Source organism: Streptomyces sp. YGL11-2, assembly GCF_050054615.1.
Classification (GTDB): Bacteria; Actinomycetota; Actinomycetes; order Streptomycetales; family Streptomycetaceae; genus Streptomyces.
Genome location: NZ_JBNHIN010000051.1, coordinates 16,479 through 19,344, shown reverse-complemented (window position 1 = coordinate 19,344; position 2,866 = coordinate 16,479). Strand labels below are relative to the sequence as shown.

The 2,866-nt window shown below is 70.9% G+C and carries 2 protein-coding genes; one reads left to right on the top strand and one right to left on the bottom strand.

Annotated elements, in window-relative coordinates; translation table 11 throughout:
* Nucleotides 1-42: 42 nt before the first annotated feature.
* Nucleotides 43-1,320 (bottom strand): glycoside hydrolase family 18 protein, encoded by a 1,278-nt coding sequence (locus ACO1BR_RS35680; protein WP_426799263.1) that lies wholly within the window; start codon nucleotides 1,318-1,320, stop codon nucleotides 43-45.
* Between the two features lie 349 nt (nucleotides 1,321-1,669).
* On the opposite strand from ACO1BR_RS35680, the gene ACO1BR_RS35675 reads away from it, so the two are divergent.
* Complete coding sequence (locus tag ACO1BR_RS35675; RefSeq protein ID WP_426799262.1) at nucleotides 1,670-2,842, top strand: acyl-CoA dehydrogenase family protein; 1,173 nt, start codon at nucleotides 1,670-1,672, stop codon at nucleotides 2,840-2,842.
* Nucleotides 2,843-2,866: the final 24 nt, after the last annotated feature.

Genomic DNA, 2,866 nt, shown 5'->3' with positions numbered 1-2,866 from the left:
GGCCGTCGCCTCCCGCCCGCCTCACCGTGCGTACCGCCAGGGCTACCTGATCGCCTTGATCAGGTCGCCGTTCGCGGTGTCGCCGCTCAGTTCCCAGAAGAAGGTGCCGCCCAGCCCCAGGGCGTCCTTGAAGGCCATCTTGGTTCCGATGGTCTCCGGGGTGTCGTAACTCCACCACTGGTCAGCGCACTTGGCGTAGGCGGTGCCGCCCACCGTGCCGGTGGCCGGGCAGCGGTCCTTGAGCACCTTGTAGTCGTCGATGCCCGCCTCGTACGTGCCCGGGGCCGCGCCGGTCGCCGTACCGCCCGGCGCGTCCTGGGTGACGCCGGACCAGCCGCGGCCGTAGAAGCCGATGCCCAGCAGCAGCTTGTCCGACGGGACGCCGAGCTTCTTGAGCTTGGCGATGGTGTCGGTGGTGTTGAATCCGGCCTTCGGGATGCCGTCGTACGCCGTGAGCGGGGAGTGCGGGGCGGTGGGCCCCTTGGCGTCCCAGGCGCCGAAGTAGTCGTAGGTCATCGGGTCGTACCAGTCGACGTACTGGGCCGCGCCCGCGTAGTCGGCGGCGTCCATCTTGCCGCCGTCCGAGGCGTCCGCGGTGATCGCCGCGGTGAGCAGGTTGTTCTGCCCGAACTTCGCCCGCAGCGCCTTCAGTACGTTGGTGAAGGCGTCCTTCCCGCTGGTGTCGCAGGACAGCCCGCAGGCGTTGGGATACTCCCAGTCGATGTCGATGCCGTCGAAGACATCCGCCCAGCGCGGGTCCTTGACCAGGTCGTAGCAGGACTGGGCGAACGCCTCCGGGTTCTTGGCGGCCTCGCCGAAGCCGCCCGACCAGGTCCAGCCGCCGAACGACCACAGCACCTTGAGGTTGGGGTGCAGCTTCTTGAGCTTGCGCAGCTGGTTGAAGTTGCCGCGCAGGCCGTTGGGGTCGTCCCAGGTGTCGGCCTTGCCGTCGACGCTCTGGTCGGCGGTGAACGCCTTGTCGTAGTCGGCGTAGGAGTCGCCGACGGCGCACTTGCCGCCCTGGACGTTGCCGAAGGCGTAGTTGATGTGGGTGAGCTTGTCCGCGGAGCCCGAGGTCTCGATGTTCTTGACCTGGTAGTTGCGGCCGTAGGTACCCCAGTCGATGAAGTAACCGACGACCTTGTCGCCGGCCGCCGCGGGCTGCGCCGCCGCCGTGACCGGGTGGCCGGCGGTGGGGGCGGCGGCCGGACGGGCGGAGGCGGGGGCGGCGAACAGGGTGCCGGCCAGGGCCGCCGTACACAGCGCGGTCGCGGCGGCGATCAGCCTGCGCGGTGATCGCTTTCGGTGCGGTCTGAGCATGTCGTCTCCTCGGAGGGGGGCGAGGGTGGAGCCTGACCTGCGTTCCGAATTGGCATGAACGCGTGGAACGTTGAAGGAGAAGGTAGAAGGACTAGACCACTGCGTCAATGGTTCGGACCAATTGCGCGACCGTCGGGTTCCACGGACCAAGTGGGCCGGTTCCGCACCGAGATCGATGATCAACCCGTGACGCGGAGCCTCCGATCGGGCATACTCCTAGCGCCACAGCCGCAGGTCATCGCCGTTCCGCGATCCGGGAGGCGATCATCGGCCAGGCACTACGGAAATCGGCGCCGCCGCCCACCCCGCGCGCGTCGCCGCAGCGCCCGACAGGGAGGAGAGCGCCGCCATGACCGACTACGGTCCCCCGCCGGTGGACCGCAGGCTGCCCACCGAGGAAGCCCGCGACCTGATGACCCTGGTCCGTGAACTCGCCGAGCGCGAGATCCGGCCCACGGCCGCCGAGGAGGAGGAAGCCGGCCGCTTCCCGCGCGACCTCTTCCGCCTGCTCTCGGAATCGGGGCTGCTCTCCCTGCCGTACGCCGAGGAATTCGGCGGCGGCGACCAGCCCTACGAGGTCTATCTCCAGGTCCTCGAAGAGCTCGCGGCGGCCCGGCTCACCGTCGGCCTCGGCGTCAGCGTGCACACCCTCGCCTGCCACGCCCTCGCCGGATACGGCACCAAGGAGCAGCGGGCGGAACACCTCCCGGCCATGCTCGGCGGCGGCCTCCTCGGGGCGTACTGCCTCTCCGAGCCCGCCTCCGGCTCCGACGCCGCCTCGCTGACCACCCGCGCCAGCCGGCAGGGCGACTCCTGGACGATCGACGGCACCAAGGCGTGGACCACCCATGGCGGCGTCGCCGACTTCTACACGGTGCTCGCCCGCACCGGTGGCGGCGGCGCCCGTGGCATCACCGCCTTCCTGGTGCCCGGCGACGCCGAGGGCCTCAGCGCCGCCCCGCCCGAGCGCAAGATGGGCATGAAGGGCTCGCCGACCGCCCAGCTGCACTTCGACGGCGTCCGCGTCCCCGACGCCCGCCGCATCGGCGACGAGGGCCAGGGCTTCGCCATCGCGCTCTCCGCCCTGGACTCCGGCCGCCTCGGCATCGCGGCCTGCGCGATCGGCGTCGCCCAGGCGGCCCTGGACGAGGCCCTCGGCTACGTCGCCGAACGCCGCCAGTTCGGCCGCCCCATCGCCGACTTCCAGGGCCTGCGCTTCATGCTGGCCGACATGGCCACCCAGGTGGAGGCGGGCCGCGCGCTGTACCTCACCGCCGCCCGGCTCCGCGACGCCGGGCAGCCGTTCTCCAAGGAGGCGGCGATGGCCAAGCTCTTCTGCACGGACACCGCGATGCGGGTCACCACGGACGCGGTGCAGCTCCTGGGAGGCTACGGCTACACCCTCGACTTCCCCGCCGAGCGCTATATGCGCGAAGCCAAGGTCCTGCAGATCGTCGAGGGCACCAACCAGATCCAGCGGATGGTCATCGCCCGCCATCTCGCGGGGCCCGAGACGCACTGACCGGCGCAGGAGGCGGGCCGGGCC

Bases quoted from the DNA above. Each gene is read 5' to 3' on its own strand.
- ACO1BR_RS35680 (WP_426799263.1), bottom strand. From the start codon at position 1,320: ATGCTCAGACCGCACCGAAAGCGATCACCGCGCAGGCTGATCGCCGCC.
- ACO1BR_RS35675 (WP_426799262.1), top strand. From the start codon at position 1,670: ATGACCGACTACGGTCCCCCGCCGGTGGACCGCAGGCTGCCCACCGAG.